The sequence below is a fragment of the Pseudomonas marincola genome, from assembly GCF_900116605.1.
GTDB classification, from domain to species: domain Bacteria; phylum Pseudomonadota; class Gammaproteobacteria; order Pseudomonadales; family Pseudomonadaceae; genus Aquipseudomonas; species Aquipseudomonas marincola.
Genome location: NZ_FPBC01000001.1, coordinates 222071 through 241264 on the forward strand (window position 1 = coordinate 222071; position 19194 = coordinate 241264).

General features: G+C 57.5%; 21 protein-coding genes. 15 read left to right on the plus strand and 6 right to left on the minus strand.

What is annotated here, in order from left to right:
- Positions 1-69: 69 nt before the first annotated feature.
- Together BM395_RS01125 and lpcA are read left to right on the plus strand one after the other, a co-directional pair.
- Complete coding sequence (locus tag BM395_RS01125) at positions 70-1359, plus strand: M18 family aminopeptidase (RefSeq protein WP_069898945.1); 1290 nt, start codon at positions 70-72, stop codon at positions 1357-1359.
- Positions 1360-1366: 7 nt separating this feature from the next.
- On the plus strand, positions 1367-1954 hold the full coding sequence (gene lpcA, locus BM395_RS01130; RefSeq protein ID WP_069898946.1) for a D-sedoheptulose 7-phosphate isomerase: 588 nt from the start codon (positions 1367-1369) through the stop codon (positions 1952-1954).
- Positions 1955-2035: 81 nt separating this feature from the next.
- On the opposite strand, the gene BM395_RS01135 is transcribed toward lpcA, so the two are convergent.
- Positions 2036-2707: a YceH family protein gene (locus tag BM395_RS01135; RefSeq protein ID WP_090508591.1), complete on the minus strand. Its 672-nt coding sequence runs from the start codon at positions 2705-2707 to the stop codon at positions 2036-2038.
- A 251-nt stretch (positions 2708-2958) separates the two neighbouring features.
- Here BM395_RS01135 and sstT point away from each other — a divergent pair, with 251 nt between their 5' ends.
- The gene (gene sstT, locus BM395_RS01140; RefSeq protein ID WP_090508592.1) at positions 2959-4197 is read left to right on the plus strand and encodes a serine/threonine transporter SstT; all 1239 of its coding nucleotides are present in this window, start codon (positions 2959-2961) and stop codon (positions 4195-4197) included.
- Between the two features lie 46 nt (positions 4198-4243).
- On the opposite strand, the gene BM395_RS01145 is transcribed toward sstT, so the two are convergent.
- Positions 4244-4966 carry a UTRA domain-containing protein gene (locus tag BM395_RS01145; RefSeq protein WP_069898951.1) on the minus strand — a complete coding sequence of 241 codons (723 nt, stop codon included), beginning with the start codon at positions 4964-4966 and terminating at the stop codon, positions 4244-4246.
- 295 nt (positions 4967-5261) lie between these two features.
- On the opposite strand from BM395_RS01145, the gene BM395_RS01150 reads away from it, so the two are divergent.
- The 8 genes from BM395_RS01150 (at position 5262) to BM395_RS01185 (ending at position 11563) form a co-directional block, all read left to right on the plus strand.
- On the plus strand, positions 5262-6320 hold the full coding sequence (locus tag BM395_RS01150; RefSeq protein WP_069898953.1) for an ABC transporter substrate-binding protein: 1059 nt from the start codon (positions 5262-5264) through the stop codon (positions 6318-6320).
- A gap of 152 nt (positions 6321-6472) precedes the next feature.
- Positions 6473-7279 carry an alkaline phosphatase family protein gene (locus BM395_RS01155; RefSeq protein ID WP_090508593.1) on the plus strand — a complete coding sequence of 269 codons (807 nt, stop codon included), beginning with the start codon at positions 6473-6475 and terminating at the stop codon, positions 7277-7279.
- Positions 7276-8130 (plus strand): ABC transporter permease, encoded by an 855-nt coding sequence (locus tag BM395_RS01160; protein ID WP_425287560.1) that lies wholly within the window; start codon positions 7276-7278, stop codon positions 8128-8130. The genes BM395_RS01155 and BM395_RS01160 overlap by 4 nt, the downstream gene beginning before the upstream one ends.
- Positions 8117-8917, plus strand: coding sequence for an ABC transporter permease (locus BM395_RS01165; protein ID WP_069898957.1), 801 nt, complete (start codon positions 8117-8119; stop codon positions 8915-8917). The genes BM395_RS01160 and BM395_RS01165 overlap by 14 nt, the downstream gene beginning before the upstream one ends.
- Positions 8914-9903: an ABC transporter ATP-binding protein gene (locus BM395_RS01170; RefSeq protein ID WP_090508595.1), complete on the plus strand. Its 990-nt coding sequence runs from the start codon at positions 8914-8916 to the stop codon at positions 9901-9903. The genes BM395_RS01165 and BM395_RS01170 overlap by 4 nt, the downstream gene beginning before the upstream one ends.
- The gene (locus BM395_RS01175) at positions 9903-10556 is read left to right on the plus strand and encodes an HAD family hydrolase (protein ID WP_090508596.1); all 654 of its coding nucleotides are present in this window, start codon (positions 9903-9905) and stop codon (positions 10554-10556) included. The genes BM395_RS01170 and BM395_RS01175 overlap by 1 nt, the downstream gene beginning before the upstream one ends.
- Before the next feature lie 219 nt (positions 10557-10775).
- The gene (gene msrB, locus BM395_RS01180) at positions 10776-11228 is read left to right on the plus strand and encodes a peptide-methionine (R)-S-oxide reductase MsrB (protein ID WP_069898963.1); all 453 of its coding nucleotides are present in this window, start codon (positions 10776-10778) and stop codon (positions 11226-11228) included.
- A gap of 53 nt (positions 11229-11281) precedes the next feature.
- Positions 11282-11563 carry a DUF427 domain-containing protein gene (locus BM395_RS01185; protein WP_090508597.1) on the plus strand — a complete coding sequence of 94 codons (282 nt, stop codon included), beginning with the start codon at positions 11282-11284 and terminating at the stop codon, positions 11561-11563.
- A 104-nt stretch (positions 11564-11667) separates the two neighbouring features.
- Here BM395_RS01185 and BM395_RS01190 read toward each other — a convergent pair whose 3' ends face one another.
- The 3 genes from BM395_RS01190 to BM395_RS01200 form a co-directional block, all read right to left on the minus strand.
- The gene (locus BM395_RS01190; protein ID WP_079235535.1) at positions 11668-13221 is read right to left on the minus strand and encodes an arylsulfatase; all 1554 of its coding nucleotides are present in this window, start codon (positions 13219-13221) and stop codon (positions 11668-11670) included.
- Between the two features lie 212 nt (positions 13222-13433).
- Positions 13434-14456: an NAD-dependent epimerase/dehydratase family protein gene (locus BM395_RS01195; RefSeq protein ID WP_170860530.1), complete on the minus strand. Its 1023-nt coding sequence runs from the start codon at positions 14454-14456 to the stop codon at positions 13434-13436.
- 123 nt (positions 14457-14579) lie between these two features.
- Positions 14580-15095, minus strand: a complete 516-nt coding sequence (locus BM395_RS01200) for a 2,4'-dihydroxyacetophenone dioxygenase family protein (RefSeq protein ID WP_090508599.1) — start codon at positions 15093-15095, stop codon at positions 14580-14582.
- A gap of 370 nt (positions 15096-15465) precedes the next feature.
- On the opposite strand from BM395_RS01200, the gene qhpR reads away from it, so the two are divergent.
- Positions 15466-16497 (plus strand): AraC-like transcriptional regulator QhpR, encoded by a 1032-nt coding sequence (qhpR, locus tag BM395_RS01205; protein WP_090508600.1) that lies wholly within the window; start codon positions 15466-15468, stop codon positions 16495-16497.
- Positions 16498-16553: 56 nt separating this feature from the next.
- On the opposite strand, the gene BM395_RS01210 is transcribed toward qhpR, so the two are convergent.
- The gene (locus BM395_RS01210; RefSeq protein WP_090508601.1) at positions 16554-17762 is read right to left on the minus strand and encodes an ammonium transporter; all 1209 of its coding nucleotides are present in this window, start codon (positions 17760-17762) and stop codon (positions 16554-16556) included.
- A gap of 362 nt (positions 17763-18124) precedes the next feature.
- On the opposite strand from BM395_RS01210, the gene BM395_RS01215 reads away from it, so the two are divergent.
- Genes BM395_RS01215 through BM395_RS01225 form a run of 3 tightly spaced genes read left to right on the plus strand, consistent with a single transcriptional unit; the run spans position 18125 to position 19191 of the window.
- Positions 18125-18442, plus strand: a complete 318-nt coding sequence (locus BM395_RS01215) for an ElaB/YgaM/YqjD family protein (RefSeq protein ID WP_069898973.1) — start codon at positions 18125-18127, stop codon at positions 18440-18442.
- 12 nt (positions 18443-18454) lie between these two features.
- The gene (locus tag BM395_RS01220) at positions 18455-18838 is read left to right on the plus strand and encodes a phage holin family protein (protein ID WP_090508602.1); all 384 of its coding nucleotides are present in this window, start codon (positions 18455-18457) and stop codon (positions 18836-18838) included.
- Complete coding sequence (locus BM395_RS01225; RefSeq protein WP_239655485.1) at positions 18835-19191, plus strand: hypothetical protein; 357 nt, start codon at positions 18835-18837, stop codon at positions 19189-19191. Before BM395_RS01220 ends, BM395_RS01225 begins: the two co-directional genes overlap by 4 nt.
- The last annotated feature ends 3 nt before the right edge of the window (positions 19192-19194 follow it).

A 19194-nucleotide genomic window follows, 5' to 3' on the forward strand; every position in this document is an offset into this window, starting at 1 on the left:
AGCCCTGTTGAGCCCAGCGAAAAACCGGCAAATCCTATAAACTCGGGGCATTGCTGCCCGGAGTGCTCTATGCGTGACGAACTCAACCAAGGCCTGATCGATTTCCTGCAGGCCTCGCCCACCCCTTTCCATGCCACCGCAAGCCTGGCCATGCGCCTTGAAGCTGCCGGTTATCAGCGCCTCGATGAGCGCGAAACCTGGCGCACCGAAGCCGGTGGTCGCTACTACGTAACCCGTAACGATTCCTCGATTATCGCTTTCAAACTTGGCAAGCGCTCGCTGATCGAGGGCGGTATCCGCCTGGTCGGCGCGCACACCGACAGCCCGTGCCTGCGCGTTAAGCCGCATCCCGAGCTGCAACGTCAGGGCTTCTTCCAGCTCGGCGTCGAGGTGTATGGCGGCGCGCTGCTGGCGCCATGGTTCGACCGTGACTTGTCGCTGGCCGGGCGCGTGACCTTCCGCCGAGACGGCAAGGTCGAGAGCCAGTTGATCGACTTTGAATTGCCGATTGCCACCATCCCCAACCTGGCCATTCACCTCAACCGTGAAGCCAATCAGGGCTGGGCGATCAACCCGCAAACCGAATTGCCGCCAATTCTTGCGCAAATCGCCGGCACCGAGCCGGCCGATTTCCGTGCGCTGCTGGCCAGCCAATTGGCGGGCGAACACAGCCTCAATGCCGACGCCGTACTCGACTACGAGCTGAGCTTCTACGACACCCAGCCCGCTGCCGTTATCGGCCTGTCGCGCGACTTCATTGCCGGTGCCCGCCTGGACAACCTGTTGTCCTGCTACGCCGGTCTGCAAGCCCTGCTCGACTCCGCCGACAGCGAAACCTGTGTGCTGGTGTGCACCGACCACGAAGAAATCGGTTCAAGCTCTGCCTGCGGCGCCGATGGACCGATGCTGGAACAAGTGCTGCGCCGCCTGCTGACCGACGAAGACGCCTTTGTGCGGACCATTCAGCGCTCGTTGCTGGTCTCGGCCGATAACGCCCACGGCGTGCACCCCAATTACCCGGATAAGCACGACGCCAACCACGGCCCGAAACTTAATGCCGGCCCGGTGATCAAGATCAACAGCAACCAACGCTATGCAACCAATAGCGAAACAGCCGGTTTCTTCCGCCATCTGTGCCTTGAGAACGAAGTGCCGGTGCAGAGTTTCGTGGTACGCAGCGACATGGCGTGCGGCTCGACCATCGGCCCGATTACCGCCAGCCAGCTAGGCGTGCGCACGGTCGACATCGGCTTGCCAACCTTTGCCATGCACTCGATCCGCGAGCTGGCGGGCAGCCACGATCTGGCACATCTGGTGACTGTTCTGAGTGCATTCTATTGCAGCCCTGAGCTGCCTTGAGGTCCACATGATCGAACATATTCGTAACAGTTTGCTGGAGGCGCAAACCGCGCTGAACAACTTCATCAACAATGAGCAAACCCTGCGCAATATCGAGCAGGCTGCACAATTGTTGGTGAACAGCTTTGAGCATCAGGGCAAGGCGTTTTCCTGTGGCAACGGCGGTTCGATGTGCGATGCCATGCACTTTGCCGAAGAGCTGACCGGACGTTACCGCAACAACCGTCCGGGCATTGCGGCTGTGTCGATCAGCGACCCAAGCCACATCAGCTGTGTGGCCAATGACTTCGGCTACGACTTCATCTTCTCGCGCTATATCGAGTCACACGGGCGCAGCGGTGACGTGCTGATCGCCATCAGCACCAGCGGCAAAAGTCCTAACGTGTTGAATGCGGCAGAAGCGGCGAAAAAGCTCGGGGTCAAGGTCATCGGCATGACCGGCAAGCCCGGCTCCAAGCTCGAAGCGCTGGCCGACGTCTGCATCTGTGCGCCAGGCGGTGATTACGCCGATCGCGTGCAAGAGCTGCACATCAAGGTGCTGCACATTCTGATCGAGATGGTCGAGCGCAAGCTCAGCCCGCAGAACTACGCTTAAGGCTTAGCACTCAAGCGATTTAGCGCTGAAGCCCGTGCGCCGTTGAACAAGCGACGCACGGTTTGCCTTCCGCCCAACACGCTACTCCAGCGCGGCAAGGCGCTCCTCAAGCTCGGCGATTCGCGCCTCCAGCGCTTGCAGGCGTTGCTCATAGGCTGGACTGGGAGCGGCCTGACTGGTGTCTGCCGAGGCGGCGCGGGCCTCAACGGCGGCCTGAAAGTCTGCCGGCTCACCCAGTAAATGCATGTAGCGATCTTCACGCTGGCCGCTCTGGCGCGCCACCTGACACGCCATGCCCCGGGTTATCAGGCGGTCGATACCTTGCTGCACGTGCTCGACATCATCAAAGGCAAACAGCCGGCTGCTGCGGGTTAGCAGTTCATTCAGCGTTTGTGGCCCGCGCAACAACAGTAAGCCAACCAGCGCCACCTGCGGCGCAACCAGTTCCAGGGTTTTATCGGCACGCTGCTCCCAACGGTCAGCGCGGCTGCCCATCTGCAAACGTGCCAGCCCGCGCGCCTCTAGGCTGCGCAAAGCCTGCCCGACAGGCCCCGGCGCAAGGTTCATGATCGGCTCGCGGCTGGTCTTCTGATTACAGGCCAGCACCAGCGCATTGAGTGTCAGCGGATAGGCCTCAGGCGTGGTCGCCTGCTTCTCTATCAGGCAGCCCAACACTCGCGCCTCGACAGCTGAAAGCTGCACGGCGTCGTCAGCGGTTTCAGCCGTATCGGCATCCAGGGTTTGATCATTCATGGCAGTTCTCGCTCAGTCGGAGTGCACCTAGACTATCCTGAGCGCGGGATGGATGAAACGCTGAAAAGCGACGTTTGCTGATCTTGGCTGATGTGCGTCACCCAAGACTGGCTGCGGTTGTGCTAGAGTCCGCCGCTTATTTTTGCGCCCAAACCCAACAGGCGCAGCACATAACTAGATGAGCACTGCCAAAAGCAGTCAGGCGTTCATCCGAACCCGCCGCTCGATCACCGACTTTTTGAGACAGTTATATGACTGATCACCCGCTATTTCGTCTGATCAACCGCACCAGCCTGGTCACCCAGATCATCATCGGCCTGATTGCCGGTATTGCGCTGGCGTTCTTCTTCCCCCAGGCCGCACATAAAGTCGGCCTGCTCGGCAATGTGTTTGTCTCCGCGCTGAAAGCTGTTGCACCGGTGCTGGTATTTATTCTGGTCGCCGCATCCATTGCCAACCATCAGCGCGGGCAGCAAACCCATATCAAGCCGATTCTGGTGCTTTACCTGCTGGGCACGTTCAGCGCAGCACTGGTAGCGGTATTGGCCAGCTTCGCCTTCCCGTCCAGCCTGACGCTGGTCAGCAACAGCGCCGACCTGTCGCCTCCGGGCGGCATCAGCGAAGTTCTCACGACGCTGCTGATGAACGTGGTCGATAACCCGGTCAACGCCCTGCTCAAAGGCAACTTCATCGGGATTCTGGCCTGGGCCATTGGTCTCGGTTTTGCTTTCCGCCATGCCACTGCCAGCACCAAGCAAATGCTTGGCGACATGGCCGGAGCGGTGACGTCGGTGGTGCAGATGGTCATTCGTCTGGCGCCGCTGGGCATCTTCGGTCTGTTCGCGGCAACGCTGGCCGAAACCGGCATGAGCGCCCTGCTCGACTACCTGCATCTGCTGCTGGTGCTGGTCGGCTGCATGCTCTTTGTGGCATTGATCATCAACCCGGCAATCGTGTACTGGAAGATCCGCCGCAACCCTTACCCGCTGGTTTTCACCTGCCTGCGCGAGAGCGGTATCACGGCATTCTTCACCCGCAGCTCGGCCGCCAACATTCCGGTCAACCTGCAATTGTGCCGCCGTCTGGGTCTGCATGAAGAAACCTACTCGGTGTCGATTCCACTGGGTGCGACCATCAACATGGCCGGCGCCGCGATCACCATCACCGTGCTGACACTGGCAGCCGTGCACACCCTCAACATCGCCATCGACTTGCCGACCGCGCTGCTGCTCAGCCTGCTGGCCTCGATCAGTGCGTGCGGCGCTTCCGGTGTGGCCGGCGGTTCTCTGCTGCTGATTCCGCTGGCGTGCAGCCTGTTTGGCATTCCCAACGACGTGGCCATGCAAGTGGTTGCGGTCGGCTTCATCATCGGTATCGTTCAGGACTCGGCAGAAACTGCGCTGAACTCCTCGACCGACGCACTGTTCACCGCCGCGGCGTGTATCGCCAATGGCGCCGTCAGCGTTCCGGCTGAAAACCAGCCGCAATAAGCTGAATCGCGGGGCAGCAGGCAATCTGCGCCCCGCAACACCGGCTCTAAGCCGTCTGTGGCACCTCGACACTGACGTGAATGGCATCGTGACGCCAATACTCAAGGTCACAATCAATCAAACGCCCATGCTGATCCCGGTTGATTCGGGTAACCCGTAATGCCGGGCTGCCGGCGGCCACCTTTAAGCTGCTGGCGGCATCGGCGTGCAGCGCTGTCGAAACCATATCGAAACGCACCCGCCCATAGAAAATCCCGTACTCGCTGGCATAGACCTCCGTGAGCGAACGACGCAGGTCGAATTCGAGAATCCGCGGAAAGAAACGTGGATTGAGATAATGCTCGACATACAGCACCAGCCGACCGTCCACCCGGCGCACACGACGTACCTGATAAACGCTGGATAATGCCGGCAACTCGAGCAGCTGACAGACCTCGCTGGTGGCCGGCATCAGGCGTGCGCTGAGCACCTCGGTTGCGGGCACGCGGCCCTGCTCTGTGACCATTGCATGGAAATGGCTGGTCACCAGCGGGTTGTAGGCCAGTCGCGCCGGGGAAACAAACCAGCCACGGCGGTCCTCGCGATAGACCAACCCCTGCGCCTCTAGCTGGCTTAACGCCTCACGCAAGGTAATGCGTGTGGTTTCAAACAATTCACTGAGCCTGCGTTCGGACGGCAGCTTGCATCCAGACGTGAGCAGGCCATGCTCGATCTGCTCCTGCAGCGCGCGGCAAATCGTCGTAACAGCCCGCGGAGCCTCTTCGCCCATCGGTACTTCCCCTGGCCTAGTCCAACCTCGCGACCGGATCATCCGGCCGGATAGTGAGTAAAGCCTATTCAGGCTAGATGACCAGCAGATGACAACGCGCTGCAGGCAGGCATTTCCCAGGTTCGACGCACCCATTAATCAAGCACTTATCCATGGTCTACGCTTGTTCTGCAACAGTCGGCGCACAGGCTAGACATCTCTGTCGGCTGGATTAAATAAAACTGTCACGCGCAAGCCTTAGATTAGCTGGGGTACTGCTGATCTAGACCACTACTTTCATGCAAAGGAGTTTCAAATGAAACAACTGCTGCTGGCTTCACTGATGGGCTCGGCCATTGCTTTGGCAACCAATGCCATGGCCGCTGACATGGATGTACAAGCACTGGAAAAAGCTGCTCGCGCCGAAGGCGAAGTAAACAGTGTCGGTATGCCTGACAGCTGGGCCAACTGGAAGGACACCTGGGCTGACCTGAACAAGCTTTACAGCCTCAAGCACATCGATACCGACATGAGTTCGGCGCAGGAAATCGCCAAGTTTGCGGCCGAAAAAGACAACGCCACGGCTGATATCGGCGACGTCGGTGCCGCTTTCGGGCCAATCGCCGTGCAGCAAGGCGTAACCCAACCGTACAAGCCGACGCACTGGGATCAAATCCCCGACTGGGCTAAAGATAAAGATGGCCACTGGATGCTGGCATACACCGGCTCCATCGCTTTTATCGTCAACAAGCAACTGGTCAAGGACATTCCCAAGAGCTGGGCCGACCTCAAGAAAGGCAGCTACAAGGTTGCGATCGGTGACGTAAGTGCCGCCGCCCAAGCCGTAAACGGTGTGCTCGCTGCAGCAATTGCCAACGGCGGTGACGAGAAGAACATTCAACCGGGCCTCGACTTCTTCGGCGAAATTGCCGAACAAGGACGCCTGTCGCTTTCCAACCCGACCATTCAAACCCTTGAGAAAGGTGAAGTTGAAGTGGGCGTGGTCTGGGACTTCAACGGCCTGAGCTACCGCGATCAGATTGACCCAAGCCGCTTTGAAGTGTTGATTCCATCGGATGGCTCGGTGATTTCCGGCTACTCGACCATCATCAACAAATACGCCAAGCACCCAAATGCTGCAAAACTGGCGCGTGAGTACATTTTCAGTGACGCCGGCCAGATCAACCTGGCTAAAGGCAACGCCCGGCCGATTCGTGCAGATCACCTGACCCTGCCAGCTGAAGTGCAGGCCAAGTTGCTGCCGAACGAGCAGTACGCCAGCGTCAAGCCGATCAAGGATGCCGCTGCCTGGGAAGCGACCTCCAAGGCAATTCCGCAACTGTGGCAAGAGCACGTCATTATCAACATGGAGTGACCGTGCCTGCCGGCGCACGGCAATGGTTACGCAGACCGATGTTACTGCCAGCCATTGCCACCTGCCGTCGAATGCACGCAGGGATGCAGCCCGATGCCCGCCTCTGGCGGGCTGACTGCTTCACTGCTAGCCACTGACAGTTGGAGCACGTAATGCAACACAAGGTAATTCTGGTGATCCTCGACGGCCTCAGCTTTCAGGTCGCCGAGCATGCAATGGGCCATTTACTGGCTTACAAAGAGGCCGGACTGGCTGCGCTGTATAAGCTCGAATGCGCGCTACCCTCGCTGTCCAGACCGCTCTACGAATGCATCATGACGGGCACCGTGCCCATCATCAGCGGCATCGTGCATAACGATGTTGTGCGCCTGAGCAGCCAGCAAAGCATCTTCCACCATGCGCGCGAAGCGGGGCTCACAACTGCGGCCGCGGCGTATCACTGGATGAGCGAGTTGTACAACCGGGCGCCGTTCAATCCGGCACGCGACCGCCACACCGTTGCCGAGAACCTGCCGATTCAATACGGCCACTTCTACTACCGTGACGACTATCCCGACTCGCACTTGTTTGACGACGCCGAGCATCTGCGCGTGCAGCACGCGCCGGATTTCCTCTTGGTTCACCCAATGAATATCGACGACGCCGGGCACAAGCATGGCCTCGACTCACCGCAATACCGCAACAGCGCACGGCGTGCCGACCTGTGCCTCGCCGAATACCTGCAAGGCTGGCTGGATGCGGGTTATCAAGTGCTGGTAACGGCCGACCATGGCATGAACAACGACCGCTCGCACAACGGCCGGCTGCCGGAAGAGCGTTTGGTCCCGCTGTTTGTGCTGGGTGATGCCTTTAGCCTTGATCCAGACGCCAAGCCCCGGCAAACCGAATTATGCGGCACCATCAGCCAGCTGCTGGGCGCGCCGCACAACAAACCCTGGTGCAAGGAGCTGCTCAAGTGAGCACGGACCTGACAACCCGCAAACGCGGCAAGTGGCTGGCCGCTTTGTGCCTGGTGCCGTTTGCACTATTTTTTATCGCGTTTCAGATTGCCCCGCTGGTGTGGGTGGCCGTGCACAGCGTGAGTGTCGACGACGGCTGGGGGCTGGCCAATTTCAGCAAGATTTTCAGCTCGAAGTTTTACCTGCAAGCCATCAAACACAGTTTGCAGATTGCCTTCTGGTCGAGCGTGATCGGCATTTTCATCGCCATCCTTGGCAGCTATTCGCTGCATCAGGTGGACTCCAAGCTGCGTGACTTCGTCATGGCGTTTTCCAACATGACCAGCAACTTCGCCGGGGTTCCGCTGGCCTTTGCATTCGTCATCCTGCTGGGCTTCAACGGCGCAGTGACCCTGATGCTCAAAAAAATCGGCTGGATCGAAGACTTCAACATCTACTCGAAAACCGGCCTGATCGTGGTGTACAGCTACTTCCAGATTCCGCTCGGGGTGATGCTGCTGTTTCCCGCATTTGATGCCCTGCGACAAGACTGGCGCGAGTCGGCAGCATTGCTCGGGGCAGGTTCATGGCAGTTCTGGCGGTTTATCGGCTTACCGATTCTGACCCCCGCCCTGCTTGGCACATTCGTCATCTTGCTGGCCAATGCGCTGGGCGCCTACGCCACGGTTTACGCCCTGACGACTGGCAACTTCAACGTCTTGCCGATCCGGATTGCCTCGATGGTTTCAGGTGACATTTCACTCAATCCGGACATGGCCAGCGCACTGGCGATGATTCTGGTAAGCCTGATGGTCGTCGTGACCATTGCCCATCAGTGGCTGTTAAGAAGGAGCTACCATGTCGCGCGCTGAAGTTGGCCTGATCGGTGGCCTGTATCACCGGATTGTGGTCTGGCTATTGTTCCTGATTCTGCTCCTGCCGCTGGCCGGCACCCTGCTCTACTCGCTTTCGACCAGTTGGTCGGCGACCATTCTGCCGGATGGGCTGACCTTCAAGTGGTACCTGGAGTTATGGAGCGACTCGCGGTTTCTCGCCGCGTTCGGGCAGTCGCTAATCGTCTGTTTCGGCGCGCTGGCGTTATCTGTGGTGTTGATCCTGCCGCTGTTGTTCGTGGTGCATTACTACTTCCCCAAGCTCGACAGCCTGATGAACATTCTGATCCTGCTGCCCTTCGCCATTCCGCCTGTGGTGTCTTCGGTTGGCTTGCTGCAAGTGTATGGCTCCGGCCCGCTGGCGATGGTCGGCACGCCGTGGATTCTGATCGGTTGCTATTTCACCATTGCGCTGCCTTTCATGTACCGCGCCATCACCAATAACCTGCAAGCCATCAACCTGCCGGACCTGATGGACGCTGCGCATCTGCTCGGAGCCAGCACCTGGAAAGCAGCGCTGTTTGTGGTGCTGCCGAACCTGCGCAAAGGCCTGATGGTTTCACTGTTTCTGTCGTTCTCGTTCTTGTTTGGCGAGTTTGTGTTCGCCAACATTCTGGTCGGCACGCGCTACGAAACCCTGCAGGTCTACCTCAACAACATGCGCAACAGCAGCGGCCACTTCAGCAGCGCGCTGGTGATCTCCTACTTCTTTTTCGTCTTGCTGTTTACCTGGGCAGCCAACCACCTGAACAAGGACAAGTCATGAGTTTTCTGAGCATTCAGGGCCTGCACAAAAGTTACGGCGACACGCCTATTTTCAGCGACATCAACTGCACCATCGAACAAGGCGAATTCATCACCCTGCTCGGCCCTTCCGGCTGTGGCAAGTCGACCCTGCTGCGCTGCATCGCCGGCCTTACCAGCGTCAATAGCGGGCAGATTCTGCTGGATGGCCACGATCTGGTGCCGGTCGCGCCGCAAAAGCGTGGCATCGGCATGGTCTTTCAAAGCTATGCCCTGTTTCCCAACATGACCGTTGCCGAGAATGTCGGCTTTGGCCTGCGCATGCAAAAGATTGCCAAGGACGAAAGCCGCCAGCGGGTCAATGAGGCGCTGACCATGGTCGAGCTGCAAGACTTTGCCGAACGCCTGCCGCAACAGCTCTCCGGAGGCCAATGTCAGCGTGTGGCTCTGGCCCGCTCACTGGTGACCCGCCCGCGCCTGTTATTGCTGGATGAGCCGCTCTCGGCGTTGGATGCGCGAATTCGTAAACACCTGCGCGAACAGATTCGCGAGATCCAGCAAGAGCTGAACCTGACCACGATTTTCGTCACCCACGATCAGGAAGAAGCGCTGGTCATGAGCGACCGGATCTTTCTGATGAACGCCGGCAAGATCGTCCAGAGCGGCGACGCCGAAACGCTGTACACCGCGCCGGTCGACAACTTCGCGGCAGGCTTCATCGGGAACTACAACCTGATCGACGCCGAGGTCGCCAGTCAAATGCTCGGCCAGCCAATCAAACGCGGCGTGGCGATCCGCCCCGAAGCCATCACCATTGGCACCGATGGCCCGATCGCCGCTACTATTCGCAGCCATAGCTTGCTGGGCAATGTGATCCGTTACCGGGTTGATGTCAGCGGCGTCGAACTGCTGGTCGATGTACTCAACCGCGATGCCAATGACCTGCACAGCAAAGGCAAACCTGTCACCTTGAGCATTGATAACAGCGCGATTTTGGAGGTGGGCTAATGGCCCTGGCAATTTTTGATCTGGACGACACGATCATCAACGGCGACTGCGCGACCTTGTGGAGCGAGGAGATGGTCAAGCTCGGCTGGGTCGACGGCGAGTCTTTCATGGCCCGCGACCATGAACTGATGGCGCTTTACGCCAAAGGCGAGCTGGCGATGGAAACCTACATGCAGTTCAGCCTCTCGCCGCTGGTCGGGCGCACCGAGGAAGAGCTGGCGTTCGTCATTGAGCCCTTTGTCGAGGAAGTTATCGAGCCACGTTTTTACAGCGATGCAACGCGCTGCATTGCCACGCACCGTAAAAATGGCGACCGCATTCTGGTGATCTCCGCCTCGGCGCACTTTCTGGTCAGCGCGATTGCCGCACGTCTGGGAATCGACGAGGTGTTGGCGATTGACCTTGAACTCAGCCGCGGCACTTACACCGGAAATACCCAAGGCGTTCTGACCTATCGCGAAGGCAAAGTTTGCCGGCTCAAGGATTGGCTGCAGGCCAATGACGAGTCGCTGCAGGGCGCCTATTTCTATTCCGATTCGCGCAATGATCTGCCCTTGCTGCAGCAAGTCGACAAGCCGCACACGGTCAATCCAGACCCGGTGCTCAAGGCCCATGCCGAACAAGCCGGCTGGCCCGTTCTCAACTGGCGCTAGCCAGCCCCCGCCTGTTCAGCGCAGCCGTTCTGGCTGCGCTGTTGTAATTTTTACAGCGATTGCGCGTCTGTTAACCTGTCAGCAGTTGTGCGCCTGAACCCGGCTTTTGCTCGGCAAAACCCGGGCTGTCCACGGCTTATAATCATTGGCCGTGGCCACACTCAGCGCCCGCACTGACATCCGCACTCTATCTGTAGCAACAGGTTATTGGAGCCTTACATGCAAAACTGGAATGACGTAATTGCCCGCGCCACCAACGGCAATCCGGCCCCTGATCGTAAAGTCACCAAGACTGATGCGCAGTGGCGCGAACAGCTCAGCGAAGAGCAATATCGGGTTGCCCGCCAAGCCGGTACCGAACGCCCGCACAGCTCAGGCATGTGCAGCTTGTTCGAGCCTGGCATTTACAAATGCGTATGCTGCGACACCGAGTTGTTTGACGGCAGCAGCAAGTTCGAGTCGCACAGCGGCTGGCCATCATTTACCCAGCCGATCAAAGACAACGTAGTGGCCTACAACGGCGACAACAGCCATGGCATGCAGCGCATCGAAGCGGTGTGCAACGTCTGTGACGCCCACCTTGGTCACGTGTTTCCCGACGGCCCGCCACCGACCGGCCTGCGCTTCTGCATGAACGCAGTCGCCATGGCCAAGGTCAGCACCGAGTCCTAACGCCGCAGTTGGCGCAACGCAAGCTGCGGTGCGCCGACTGTTCAGGAGTGATGATGAAAGCGATATGGAATGACCAGGTAATTGCCGAATCCAACGCCACCGTGATGGTTGAAGGCAATCATTACTTCCCGCCAGAAGCGCTTGTGCGGGTCTATTTCCAACCCAGCGATCACAACACACATTGCCCATGGAAGGGGCAGGCTCACTACTACACATTGCAGGCCGAGGGCAAAACGGCAGTTAACGCTGCCTGGTATTACCCCGAGCCTAAAGAGGCCGCCGCCAATATTCGCGGCCACGTTGCCTTCGGCAGTGGCGTGGTGGTGAGCGACTGATACAAAACAGGCAATCCAAATGTATTACGGGCCACCTTCAAGGTAGCCCGTAATTTTTTTGCTTACTGCAATGTTTGAACCTGCACTGTTTGCAGACGCAGTGCTTAACGGCTCTTGAGATCCAGCAGTTTTTCGGTCATCTGGTCAACTGTGAAGCTGGCCGGACGCTGACGTGGCGGATAATCCTGGAAGGTCATCAGGAAGTTCTGCACGCGGTGCATCGCCGGGAAGCCGACCACGAATACTTTCTTGTCCCACCACAGGTTGTAGCTGTTGGAGTCGGTGTCGGCTCGCTCGTAAGGGTCACGACGCAGGTTGAATATCTTCGGCGCACGCAGGTCTACGAACGGGTCACGCCATACGTCGAAACGACGGGCGCGCTGTTCGGCGAAAACCACTTTCCAGTCACCGTCACGCACGGCAAGCAGCTTGCCGTCATCGCTGAAGTAGTAGAAGTCGGTACGCGGGCTTTTCTCTTCTTTGCCTTCGAGATAAGGCAGCAGGTTGTAGCCGTCCAGGTGCACTTTGAACTGCTTGTCACCCGCCTTGTAGCCCGCCAGCAATTTCTCTTTGACGTCGGGTACGCCAGCCGCTGCAAGCAAGGTTGGCACCCAGTCCTGCGCCGAGACGATTTCGTTGGAAATCTTGTTCGGCTTGATTTGCTCTGGCCAGCGGATCATTGCCGGAACGCGGAAACCGCCTTCCCAGTTGGTGTTCTTCTCACCCCGGAACGGAGTAATACCGGCGTCTGGCCACTGGTTGAAGTGCACGCCGTTATCGGTGGTGTAAATCACGATGGTGTTCTTGGCAACGCCCAGATCATCCAGCTTTTTCAGCAGTGTGCCGACCTGATTATCGTGCTCAACCATACCGTCGTTGTAGAAACCCTGACCCGAAAGGCCCTCGGATTCTTTGCGCAGGTGGGTGTAATAGTGCATGCGCGTGGAGTTAAACCAGACGAAGAATGGCTTGTCGGCTTTAACCGCCTTGTCCATGAAATTCAGCGACGCATTGAGGAACTCGTCGTCAATGGTTTCCATGCGCTTGGTGTTCAGCGGGCCCAGGTCTTCGATCTTGCCGTCGGCCGTGCTGTGAATGATCCCGCGCGGGCGAATGGCTTTATCGATGACCGGGTTCTTGGTCCAGTCCGGATCTTCCGGGCCTTCTTCGGCGTTGAGGTGATACAGGTTGCCGAGGAACTCGTCAAAACCATGGTTGGTTGGCAGGAACTCGTCACGGTCACCCAAGTGGTTCTTGCCGAACTGACCCGAGGTGTAACCCAGCGGCTTGAGCAACTCGGCCAGCGTCGGGTCTTCTTTTTGAATACCGACTGCCGCGCCCGGCACGCCTACTTTGGTCAGGCCGGTGCGCACCGGATGCTGGCCGGTAATAAAGGCCGAACGCCCTGCGGTGCAACTTTGCTCACCGTAATAGTCGGTGAAAATCATGCCTTCGTTGGCGATACGGTCGATGTTCGGGGTTTGGTAACCCATCAGGCCATTGCTGTAGCGGCTGATGTTGGAGATACCAATGTCATCACCCATGATGACCAGAATGTTGGGTTTGTCCGCCGCACTTGCAAACGGCGTGATGCAAACCGAAGCGACTAGCAGCGCCGCCTTGGTAAGCGGCAACAATTGAAACCGAAATCTACTCATGATCAATCCTTTTATTTCTTATTAGGGGCTGCCGCGTCTCTTCAAAACGCCCGGTTGAAAACACTCAAACCAGCAACTTGGCAGTCAATAGTCTTGATTTTCATTGGCGTTGAAGTAGACCTTTTAGCAGTTTCATACGACTTATTAAACCCGTCAGACCCACCATCAACTCCGGCAATAACCGCAGTTGGATCAGCCTGATAACGACCGGATCAGTTCATCTGACCGGTTTCACGCAGCCACGCTTCAGCGCGCCGCATACCCTCCTGCAATGTAACTTTCGGCTGATAGCCGAGCATTTTCGCCGCCTTAGCACTGGAGATATTTCCCGTGCGGGCGAACATGTACATGATGTCCGGGGTTACTTCATCGTCACGTTTGAGCAGAGTATTGACGCCCCACAGTACGCGCGCAAGGCCAACTGCCAGGCACAGCGGTAAGGTTCGCGGTGAACCTTCACGACCGGCCCAACGCCAGTGATGTGTGAAGAATTGTTTGACGGTCACAGGGCCCATGCCGCACAGATGGAAGATCTGGCCACGGCCCTCGGGCAAGCCACTGGCGAGCATCACGCCATCGAGCAAGTCATCGATATAAACCGGGGTGAAGATGCCGTTGCCTTTACCGGGCAGGATAAGTTTGCCGGCTTTGCACATTTTGAAAGTTTCACTGACCCAAGGGCGTGAACCCGGCCCGTAAACATCGCCTGGCCGAATCACTGTGCACTCGATTTCGCCTGCGGCGTGAGCGGCCAACGCCACATGCTCACTGGCACCTTTGGCGACGCCGTAACGGTAGTCAGAGCCGATCACTACATCGGTTTTCTCATCCGCGTTATCCGGATACTGCCAACCCAACGCGGCAATCGAGGAGATCTGCACGAAGCGCTTGGCACCGCTGGCAATTGCCACATCGATGCAACTGCGCACAGCTTGCACTGAGACTTCCCGGTAAAGCTTCCAGGACGCGGCCAACGACACAACTGCTGCGGTGTTGATGAACAGATCACAGCCTTTGGCATGTTCGGCCCAGCGCTGTGGTTGGGTCAGATCACCCGCCACCACGTTGTGACTGGCATCCGCCGTGATATCCATCCCGCGTACATCAGCGCCCAGGGCTTTGTAGCGCAACAATAGCGAGCGACCAATGAAACCATTGGCGCCGGTAATAAACACGGAACGGGGAATCTCCGGGGTCTGACCCTGTGCACCGGCAGGCATCTGAGCGGATGACATAAGCTTTCCTTTCGCGTTGTTGCCGTGCTGCCGAAACCGGCCAACAGCAATTATTATTGTGATGATGCGAACACGAAAATGCGCCGCCGAGAGTATCGGCTGGCGCATTGTTAACCGCTTTGATCAGACCGTGTACTCAGCCTGAGCGGGACGGATGTACTTGGCAGGTTGCAAGCCACGTTCCTTAACCAGATGATCGATTATTTGCATGATGCTGCTGGCGTCCATCAGGTTGACGTAGTTGCCATCGGCATCAAAGTTGATATTGGCACCTTGCACGACCATTACGGTGTCAGTCGGCTCGGTATTGTCAGCCGGAACCGAGAAGGTGTGAACCGAACCGCCCGGCTCAAACAGGTAACTGCCGGCCGTTTGCGGCTGGTTCGGGTATTCAACGTAGTTCCACTTACCGCTCAGGGTGAACAGGTGAACAGTGCCGGTGTGATAGTGGCATGGCAGCGCTACGCCCGGATCAAAGATCACACGAAGTGCCCAAGTACCCGCCGACGGATCCAGAAACAACGGCTGGACGTTGACGCCAGGGAAATGTGGGGCCAAGGCGTTTTCGTAGATGGGGAGTTCCTGAGTATTGAGCGTCAGCAGTTCTTTATGATCAAAAACTGGAATTGGCATTACCATTATTGTTTTCCTTGTAGTTATCCAATCACGGGGGATTGGGGCTCATACTGCCCCGCGCTGGATGACCACGCTTGACAAAGCGCGCCAGCATTTAGCCAAATGGCGACAGCCTTTTCGCCGAAGCCACTGTCCGCGTTTATCGGAAAACACCGCAGCCAAGTCGCCAAAATCTGTGCGCAGCCCAGCAAAACCCGTGATTTTTGCCACAATTGCAGGCATTCCCAACAAAACGATAATGGCGATGCGTGAGTAACTCATGCATCGTGCGCGGGTTAATATTCAGTGCCTGGCGGTTTACGCACGTTGAGCTTGGGTTGCGCGGTGACTCGGCCGGGACTATTCACGAATCGTCTTTTTAGCGACTAAAAACATGTCCGATATTTCACGCGCATCGTCACTTGCCCGTTTTTATGAATTTGCCCAGAGCCAAGGCATAGATCCGTATGAAATATTGAGCGAAGTCGGCTTACCGCGCGATATTGCAGAGCACCCTGAAGAACTTATCTCCTACCGTAAATTCACAGCTACGCTGCAGCTCAGCGCACAGCGCAGCGCTAACCCATTGTTCGGCCTGCAGTACGGTTTGTTTCAAGGGGTTAGCGTTTTTGGCCCGCTGCTCTATCTGATTCGCAATACCAGCAATGTCGGCCGGGCACTGCATGAACTCGCCCACTATTACCACCTGCATTCAAGTGCAGCTCAGGTGGTCATTGAGGTTCACGGCAACCACGCCACCCTGAGTTACACCGCAGAGGAGCAAAGCCTGCCTGGTCAGCGCCAAGCCGCCGAGCTTGCAATGGGTGTAGGTCACCAGCTCATGCGCACCCTGATCGGTAATCGCTGGCAGCCGGAGACGGTGATGTTCCAACATGCGCCAGGGGCTCCGCTGGCCATGTACCGGCGTATGCTCGGCGCCACGCTGCAGTTCAACAGCACCCATAATGCCTGGCTGTTTGACTCACGTTTCATGAATATTCCGCTTGAGACTGCGGATGCTGAATTGCACAGGCTGATGCGTCAGCATGTCGATACCCTGGAACGGGTTACGGTCGATCAACTGCCCGATCACGTTCAACGCGTGCTGCGTAATCTGTTGCCCAAAGGCCGGGTCACGGTTGAGCAGGTTGCCGAATACCTGGTACTTAGCCCAAGAAGTTTGCAGCGATACCTCGCCAATGAAGGCACCTCGTTCAAGATCCTGCTCGATGAAACACGTCAGGCCATGGCCCGTCGCTATCTGAGCGAGTCGACCATCAGCTTCACCCAACTGGCCGGGTTGCTCGGTTATTCGGACCTGAGTGCATTCTCGCGGGCCTTCCAGAACTGGTTCGACATGAGCCCGACGCAATGGCAAAAATCCAATCGTCAAGCAGACACGCCGAATTCACCCGAGCAGGACTGAACATGGCGCTGAACAGCTGCGCAGGCCTGCGCAGCTGTTCAGTCGAACACGCGGCGTCAATCCTGACTGACAGCACCGATTTTATGAATTGAAAGGTCAGCGCCGTAGTACTCCTGCTCCTGCGTCAGACGAATGCCGAGTGATGCTTTGAGTACGCCGTAGACCAGCAAGCCACCGACAAGCGCCACCACGACGCCCAACACCGTGCCCAGCAACTGGCTGACAAGGCTGACGCCGCCCAGCCCTCCCAATGCTTGCTGGCCAAAAATGCCGCAGGCAACACCGCCCCACACACCGCAGAGCCCGTGCAGCGGCCAAACGCCGAGCACGTCATCAATCTTCCACTTCACCTGCGTCGCGGTGAATGCCCAGACAAACAGCGCGCCCGCCACCGCGCCAGTCGCCAGCGCGCCAATCGGATGCATCAGGTCAGAGCCTGCGCACACCGCGACCAGCCCGGCGAGCGGGCCGTTGTGCAAAAAGCCCGGGTCGTTGCGCCCAACCAGCAGGGAGGCGACTGTGCCCCCGACCATTGCCATTAACGTATTGACCGCCACCAAGCCACTGACGCTGCCCAGCGTTTGTGCGCTCATGACGTTAAAGCCGAACCAGCCGATCACCAGAATCCACGAGCCGAGCGCCAGAAACGGAATGCTCGACGGTGCGAATGCGACCAACCGTCCATCACGATAACGGCCATCGCGGCGCCCGAGCAGCAACACAGCGGCCAAGGCCAACCAACCGCCTACCGCATGCACCACGACCGAGCCTGCAAAATCATGAAACGGAGCGCCAAAGCTTGCTTCCAGCCACGCCTGGAAACCGAAGTTGCCGTTCCAGATCAGCCCTTCGAAGAACGGATAGATAAACGCCACAATCAATACCGTGGCGCAGATCTGCGGCCCAAACTTGGCGCGCTCTGCAATCCCGCCCGAGATGATCGCGGGAATCGCAGCGGCAAAGGTCAGCAGGAAAAAGAACTTCACCAGCCCGTAACCGTGATCAGCCGTCAGCACGCTCGCGGGCTGCAAAAAGGTCACGCCGTAGGCCACCCAGTAGCCGATAAAGAAGTACGCCAGCGCCGAAACGGCGAAGTCGGAAATGATTTTCGACAAGGCGTTAACTTGGTTCTTTTGTCGGACCGTGCCGACTTCAAGAAAAGCGAAGCCGGCATGCATGGCCAGCACCATCACGGCGCCGAGCAGAATAAAGAGGGTATTAGAGCCCTGAATCAGGGTCTCGACAGCACTGTTGATTGTTTCCATCAGCGAAGCAGTCTCCACGACAAAAAGCACCAAAGCGAATCATTCAAGGTAATAAACGCACCACAAAGAAGCGCTTGCACCGATCTGGCTTTTGCTTCCGCAAGACCAGACGCACCTTAACTGTTCGCCCTGTTTTTTATTTTTGGCTTTTCTCTATAAATATTAATGGCTTATCCATGCCACACGATTTTTCTATACGCCTGACCAAGCCCCATAAACGGGCAACACTGGAAAACTGCGCACCAGCTTAAAGCAATTCCTGTACCAGCCATTGCGTAACCCAGGCTTATAACTAAGCTGAACCCTCAGGCCGATAAACACTCATATGCATGTACACTGTTATTAACCCAAGGAGTTACGCCATGCCTCGCAAATCATCTTCAAACGCTGGCCAGGACGAACTGCTACAAGAATTTCAGGCACTTGTTAAAGACACGGAAAAGCTGCTTCAGCAATCCGCCGATCTCACGGGTGATAAAGCCGAAGACCTGCGCACCCAGATTCATCAAAGCCTCAGCCGCGCACGTGCCACCATGCACAACGCCGAAGCTTCTGTGCGCGAGCGCAGCAAAGCCGCAGTTGACGCGACTGAGAGCTATGTACAAACCCACCCTTGGCAGTCCATGGGAATCGCAGCAGGCGTTGGCATGTTGCTGGGCATGTTGATTACCAAGCGTTAACGAGACCACGACATGGATGAAACACCGCACGCCTCCAGCAGCCGCGCCAACACGCCACAACGTATTGGCGCCGCCCTGATTGGGCTGTTGCAAGGACACATCGAACTTTTCGGTGAAGAACTCAAGGACCTGCACAAGCACTCACTGCAATTGCTGGTACTCACCAGCTGCTGTGTGGTGTTTGCCTTGCTGCTGGTCCTTGGGTTGTCTGCTGCCCTGCTTATTTATTACTGGGACAGCTATCGCCTCACGGTGATCTTCAGCCTGTGCGGTTTTTATGCCTTTGCGTTGCTTGCCAGCGTGTTGGTTCTGACCTCACGCATACGCAATGCCTCTGCCCCATTCAGCGCCAGCCTTGAAGAGTTGGCCCGTGACCGCGAGCAATTGCTGCCATGAACCCAGCCAACCTGCCTGTTAAGGCCAGCAAAAGTGAACTGCGCAAGGCCATGCTGCGCATGCGCATGGAACTGCATCGTCAGGAACTGCGTCATGAGGCGTTGGTGTTAATGCAACCCCTGCGCAACGCGCAAAATGTCGGCCAATACCTGGGCACCAGCAATGCGCCATTATGGATTGCCGGTGGCGCAGTGTTGATGACGACCTTTCTTGGCAAAAACAGTAATTGGCGCCGCTGGCTGAGAATTGCCTTGGTCGCCTTTCCGCTACTCAGGCGCCGCCCGCCTCGCCCGCCTCACCCAACAATGAGCCCGGTGCCAACGACTGAGAATGGCAACGATCTTGCTAGCTGATTG